Annotated in this window: 5 protein-coding genes; 4 read left to right on the top strand and 1 reads right to left on the bottom strand. The window is 67.4% G+C overall.

Annotated features, from left to right (window positions below):
• Window positions 1-127: 127 nt before the first annotated feature.
• A complete protein-coding gene (locus tag AC6RA4_RS23090) occupies window positions 128-457 on the bottom strand; it encodes a DMT family transporter (RefSeq protein WP_222604996.1) in 330 nt (109 codons plus the stop codon).
• A 288-nt stretch (window positions 458-745) separates the two neighbouring features.
• On the opposite strand from AC6RA4_RS23090, the gene AC6RA4_RS23085 reads away from it, so the two are divergent.
• From AC6RA4_RS23085 to AC6RA4_RS23070, 4 genes are all read left to right on the top strand, one after another.
• Entirely contained in the window at window positions 746-1,870 is a 1,125-nt protein-coding gene (locus tag AC6RA4_RS23085; RefSeq protein ID WP_500164287.1) for an extracellular solute-binding protein, read from the top strand.
• Window positions 1,871-1,976: 106 nt separating this feature from the next.
• Window positions 1,977-3,080: an ABC transporter ATP-binding protein gene (locus AC6RA4_RS23080; protein ID WP_500164285.1), complete on the top strand. Its 1,104-nt coding sequence runs from the start codon at window positions 1,977-1,979 to the stop codon at window positions 3,078-3,080.
• On the top strand, window positions 3,077-4,597 hold the full coding sequence (locus AC6RA4_RS23075) for an ABC transporter permease (RefSeq protein ID WP_500164283.1): 1,521 nt from the start codon (window positions 3,077-3,079) through the stop codon (window positions 4,595-4,597). Before AC6RA4_RS23080 ends, AC6RA4_RS23075 begins: the two co-directional genes overlap by 4 nt.
• The gene (locus tag AC6RA4_RS23070) at window positions 4,594-5,469 is read left to right on the top strand and encodes an ABC transporter permease (RefSeq protein WP_500164281.1); all 876 of its coding nucleotides are present in this window, start codon (window positions 4,594-4,596) and stop codon (window positions 5,467-5,469) included. Before AC6RA4_RS23075 ends, AC6RA4_RS23070 begins: the two co-directional genes overlap by 4 nt.
• The last annotated feature ends 122 nt before the right edge of the window (window positions 5,470-5,591 follow it).

The raw sequence follows: 5,591 nt of genomic DNA, 5'->3' as shown, positions 1-5,591 counted from the left end.
ATTTGGTGACGTCAATGCCGTGTGTTGAGGTCCTTCGGATTTGGCAGGGATAAATCGAGAGGCTCGTCGGTCGCTTCGCCATCCCGCGGGCCGGCGATGGCGCGGCGGCGTCCCGAGGTTACCCGCCTCAATGCCCGGTCGTCGCGGAGAACAGGTTGATCACCAGGATGCCCGCGAGGATCAGCGCAATCCCGAGCACCGCCGGCCAGTCCAGCCGCTGACCGAACACAACCAGCCCGATGATGGCGATGAACACGATGCCGAGCCCCGACCACAACGCGTAGGCGATGCCGACGGGCAGGCTGCGCAGCACGATCGACAGCAGCCAGAACGCCAGCGCGTAGGAGATCACCACCAGCACCGAGGGCAGGGGCCGGGTGAACTGCTGGCTGGCCTGCAGGGCGGCGGTGCCGATGGTCTCGGCAAGCACGGCGAAGGCGAGGATCACATAGGTCATGGCGGCGGTCATGGCGGCACTCCGGGAGACGATCCGCAAGTCATGGACCGGATCGCGCGCCGGGGCCAGCCTTGCCGAACTTAGGCACCGACAGCGCCGAAAGCCGTGGCATTCCAGCCCGGGGCCGGCCGGGCGACGTTGGGTCAGGTTCACCCATAGGTGGATTGACCCATTGCCAGGTGTCACCGGCTTGTTACAACTTCGTCACAGCTATGAATACGAACCGGATTAACCGGCGATCCATCCGGGCGCTCAAAGCCCGCGATTTCCAACAGAAGGGATTAAGAGATGAAGATCACCCGTCGTTCCGCGATGAAGATGACCGCGACCGCGGTCGCGGCTCCCGCCGTGCTGCGCGCGCATGATGCGCTTGCCGCCTCGGGCACCGTCAAGGTGCTGACCTGGCAGGATTACGTCCAGCCCAACATCGCCGAGAAGTTCGAGGCCGAGACCGGCATCAAGCTCGAGATCACCACCTACGGCTCGAACGACGAGGCGCAGTCGATCGTGCGCGCCTCGAACGGCGGCGATTTCGACGTGGTCTTCCCCTCGATCGACACCGCGGTGAACTATCTCGACGAGGACGGGGAGAGCTATTTCGCGCCGGTGCCGGCGGACGTCAATGTCGACGCGATCTATCCCAGCTTCATGCGCGACAGCGTGGCGCTCGGCGCCTCGCACAATGGCGAGCAGATCCTGCTTCCGCATGACTGGGGCACCGAGGGCATCACCCTCAACCGCGCCGCGCTGCCGATCTCGGATGCCGATCTCTCCTTCGGCGACCTGTTCCTGCAGGACGCCGCGAAAGGCGCCGCCGCCTTCCGCCAGAAATCAGTGATCATCGGCGCAGGCCTCTATCTTGACGCCACCGGCGAGGTGCCCTCGAACCGCATGCTCGACGTCTACAAGTCGGAAGAGGACGCGCACCGCGTCTGGAAGGCCGTGACCGAGTGGATCCTCTCCAACAAGGAGAATTTCGGCGCCTTCTGGAACAACGCCACGGAGGCCACCGCCGCCTTCAAGGATGCCGGCTGCGTCATCGGCCAGACCTGGGACACCACCGGCCTTCTGCTCAACCGCGAGAACCCCGATTACGTCTACCGCGCGCCCAAGGAAGGCATCATCACCTGGATGGACACCATGGGCATCCTGCGCAACGCGCCCAACCCCGAGCAGGCGGTGGCCTTCATCAACTTCATGCTGACCCCGGAAGTGGGCGGCATGTTCGCCAACAACACCGGCTATAACTCGGCAGTGATCGGCGCGGCGGATTTCGCCAGCGAAGAGTTCAAGCGCCAGTTCAACGAGGTCTATACCGACGCGGTGCTGGGCAACATGTGGTGGTGGCAGGCCTCGACGCCGTTCTTCGACCCGATCCGCAACGAATATGTCGAGATCATCACCAACGCCTGACCGGCGGATCTTGTGAACGACAGGGAGGGCGGGCCGCGGGGCCCGCTCTTCGCACGCATCGGGCGCGCCCTCGAGGCCCCCGGCGAAAGACCCCACGGAGCAGGCCATGCGCGGCAAGGACGTGACGCTCGACAGCGTCTCCATCACCTATCCCAACGGTTTCACCGCCGTCGAACCCACCGATCTCGTCATCGAGGCGGGCGAGTTCTTCTCGATCCTCGGTCCCTCGGGCTGCGGCAAGACGACGATCCTGCGCGCGGTCTCGGGCTTCATCGAGCCAAGCGCGGGCCGGGTACTGATCGGCGGCGAGGACATGGCCGGCAGCGGCCCCAACGCCCGGCCGACGGCGCTGATCTTCCAGAACCTCGCGCTGTTCCCGCTGATGCCGGTCTGGGAAAACGTGGCCTTCGGGCTCGAGGCCCGCGGCGTCGGCAAGAAGGCCCGCCGCGCCAAGGCGCAGGAGCTGCTCGATCTGGTGGCGCTCGGCGATCAGGGCGACAAGCTGCCCTCCGAGCTCTCCGGCGGCCAGCGCCAGCGCGTCGCCATCGCCCGGGCGCTTGCGGTGGAGCCGGCGGTGCTGCTGCTCGACGAGCCGCTCTCGGCGCTTGACCTCAAGTTGCGCCAGCACATGCGCGCCGAGCTGCGCGCGATCCAGAAGAAGACCGGCGTCACCTTCATCTACATCACCCACGACCAGGGCGAGGCGCTGACCATGTCCGACCGGATTGCTGTGATGAACAACGGCGTGATCGAGCAGGTCGGCACCGGCGACGAGATCTATTCCCGCCCGCGCACCGCCTTTGCCGCGAGCTTCGTGGGCGAGACCAACCGCTTCGACGGTCGTCTGGTGGCGGTCGAGAATGGCATGGCCCAGATCGAGACCCCGCTGGGCCGTTTCCGCGCCCGCAATCCCGAGCAACTGGCGCCCGGCGCCGAGGCGATGCTCTTCGTGCGCCCCGAGGCGATGACGATCGGCGGCGGCGAGAACGGGCTCGAGGCGCAGCTGGTGCGGCGTGATCTCGAGGGCGCCTTCCTCAACCTGTTCTTCGACGCGCAGGGAAGCGAGATCGCCGTGCATGTGACCAATGACGGCCACGCGCCCGAGCTTCAGGGTGCCGCGCCGATGCGGCTGGGCTTTGCGCCCGATCAGGCGGTGATCCTGCCGCGCGGGGCGCTGGCGCGCACCGGGCAGGAGCTGGCGGCGCAATGAGCGGGCTGCTGCAGGGCTATGGCCGGGGTCTGACGCTGGTCTTCTTCCTCGCCGCGGCGGCCTGGGGGCTGATGCTGATCGTGCTGCCGCAGCTCACCATGGTCGAACGCGCGCTGACCGCGCCCTCGCGGGCGCTCGACAGCTCGGTGGCGCAGGGGCTGGCGCGCGATGCGCGCACCTGTATCTCGGTGCTGAAGACCTATGACACCGACGACGCCCCCGCCGCCGCGACAGGCGGCATGGCGATCCCGTCGATGTCGGGCGGGGCGGCGTCGGGTGGCATGGCCATTCCCTCGATGTCTGGCGGCGCCTCCGAGCCCGCGCCCTCGGGCGGTCTGGCGATCCCCTCCATGACCGGCAGCGCCTCTGATCCTGCCCCGTTCGGCGGCCTCGCCATCCCCTCGATGACCGGCGGCACGAGCGTTGCCGAGGAGGCGGCGCCAGCGGCCGAGGAGGCCGCCCCCACGCGCCCCTACATCCTGCAATGCGAGCGCGCCACCACCCACCAGCCGCTCAGTGGCGGCGAGACATGGCTCGACGAGACCTACGGCCTGCCGCTGCTCACCGTCTCCGACACCGCCCCCATCGACGACCAGATCGCCGCCGCGGAGGAAATCGAGGCGCTGGCCCGCGAGGCCTCGGTCCGTATCCGCGAGGCCGAGGCCACTGCCTCGCCCTACACGCTGTCGAACTTCGGCACGCTCTTCGAGGCCCGGCTGATCCCGCAATCCGACGCCCAGCGGGCCATCGAGAACGCAAAGCTCTCCAACAAGCTCATGGGCCTCGTCGGGCTGCGCTTCGAGCGCGACGGCGAGACCTACAGCCGCATCGGGCTGGTGACGCTGACCCGCACGCTGATCCAGGCGGTGATCGCTACCGCGCTGGCGCTGCTGCTGTGCTATCCCATCGCCTACAAGGTGGCGCTGGCGAGCCCGCCGCGGCAGGCGGTCTGGCTGTTTCTCGGGCTGATCATCCCGTACGCCATCGTCGAGCTGATGCGGATCTACGCCTGGACCACGATCATCGACAATGCCGGGCTGATCAACGGGCTCTTGCAATGGCTCGGGCTGATCGACGTGCCGATCCAGTTCAAGCGCTTCCCGGGCACCGTCTTCCTCGTCATCGTCTACACCTACGTGCTGTTCATGGTGTTCCCGATCTACAACGTCATGAGCACGCTCGACCGCAACCAGATCGAGGCCGCCCGAGATCTTGGCGCAAGCCCGTGGCGCGTGCATCGCCGCATCATCATCCCGCATTCCAAGCCCGGCATCGCGGTCGGCACCATCGCCACCTTCATGCTCGCCGCCGGCGCCTTCTCGGTGCCGCGCATCATCAGCCGCGGGCTGCAGGCGGAATGGTTCAGCCAGACGATCTACAACAAGTTCTTCGAGAGCCCCAACGCCAATGCCGGCGCTGCCTACAGCTTTGCCTATACCATCGTCTGCTTCCTGCTGGTGGCGCTGTTCATGTGGCTGATGCGCACGCGGCTCAAGGATTTCGCGAGGGTGCAATGACCGATCTTTCCCACACGCCCCCGCGCCGCAGGCGCCAGCTGCTGACCGCCGACGGCCTGCTCACCGCCTACACCTGGGCCTTCCTGGTGTTCATGTTCCTGCCGCTGCTGCTGATGATCCTGTCGTCCTTCAACGACATCTCGCCGCCCTCGGTGACCGAATGGCGCGGCTTCACCACCAAGTGGTACGCGTTCTTCTGGATGCCCGACGAGGCGCTGCGCGCCGACCCGGTGCTGCGCGCCCTCGACCGCGGCCGCTTCATCAGCTGCTTCGGCAATTCGCTCTACGTCGCCGCAATGGTGGTGCCGCTGTCGCTGCTGCTGGGGCTGTCCGGCGCGGTGCTGCTGACCCGCTGGCGCTCGCGCGCCAACAGCGCGCTGTGGTGGGTTCTGCTCTCGCCGATGCTGGCGCCGGGGATCGTTCTGGGCCTCTCGGCGCTGGTGTTCTGGAGCCGCATGGGGGTCGATGCCGGGCTCTTCACCATCGTGATGGCGCAAACCACCTTCATCGCCGGCTACCCGATGCTGATCCTGATGGCGCGGCTGCAGCGCCAGCCGGTGGAGCTCGAGGAGGCGGCGCTGGATCTCGGTGCCACGCCGTTCCGCGTCTTCCGCCGTCTGACGCTTCCCTATCTCGCCCCGGCGCTGGCCTCGGCGGCGGTGATCGCGCTGATGGCGAGCATGGAGAACTACAACACCACGATGTTCGCCAAGGGCGGCGCCTGCACCTTCGCCACCGAAATCGGCGCCATGGCGCGCAACCCCAACGGCCACCCGCCGGTGATCAACGCCGTCGGCACGGTGATCATCCTGCTGACCGTGGCAGGGGCACTGCTGCACACGTTCCTCAGCCGGCGCGAGGAGGGGAGGTAGCGGGAGGGCCGTTTACGCTCGCCGCGCTGAGTTGGACATACCGCCGTGATCCGTGCGCGAAGCCCCCGCGCGGAATCAAGGCCGCAGGCCGCCGCGCCATCGCCGGCCCGCCCGGACGGGCT

Source organism: Salipiger sp., assembly GCF_059781815.1.
The sequence above is the reverse complement of the archived record's forward strand: the minus strand, read 5'-3'. Positions and strand labels throughout refer to the sequence as shown.

Excerpts from the sequence above, each read along its gene's own strand:
- AC6RA4_RS23090 (WP_222604996.1), bottom strand. The coding sequence starts at position 457 with ATGACCTATGTGATCCTCGCCTTCGCCGTGCTTGCCGAGACCATCGGC.
- AC6RA4_RS23085 (WP_500164287.1), top strand. The coding sequence starts at position 746 with ATGAAGATCACCCGTCGTTCCGCGATGAAGATGACCGCGACCGCGGTC.
- AC6RA4_RS23080 (WP_500164285.1), top strand. The coding sequence starts at position 1,977 with ATGCGCGGCAAGGACGTGACGCTCGACAGCGTCTCCATCACCTATCCC.
- AC6RA4_RS23075 (WP_500164283.1), top strand. The coding sequence starts at position 3,077 with ATGAGCGGGCTGCTGCAGGGCTATGGCCGGGGTCTGACGCTGGTCTTC.
- AC6RA4_RS23070 (WP_500164281.1), top strand. The coding sequence starts at position 4,594 with ATGACCGATCTTTCCCACACGCCCCCGCGCCGCAGGCGCCAGCTGCTG.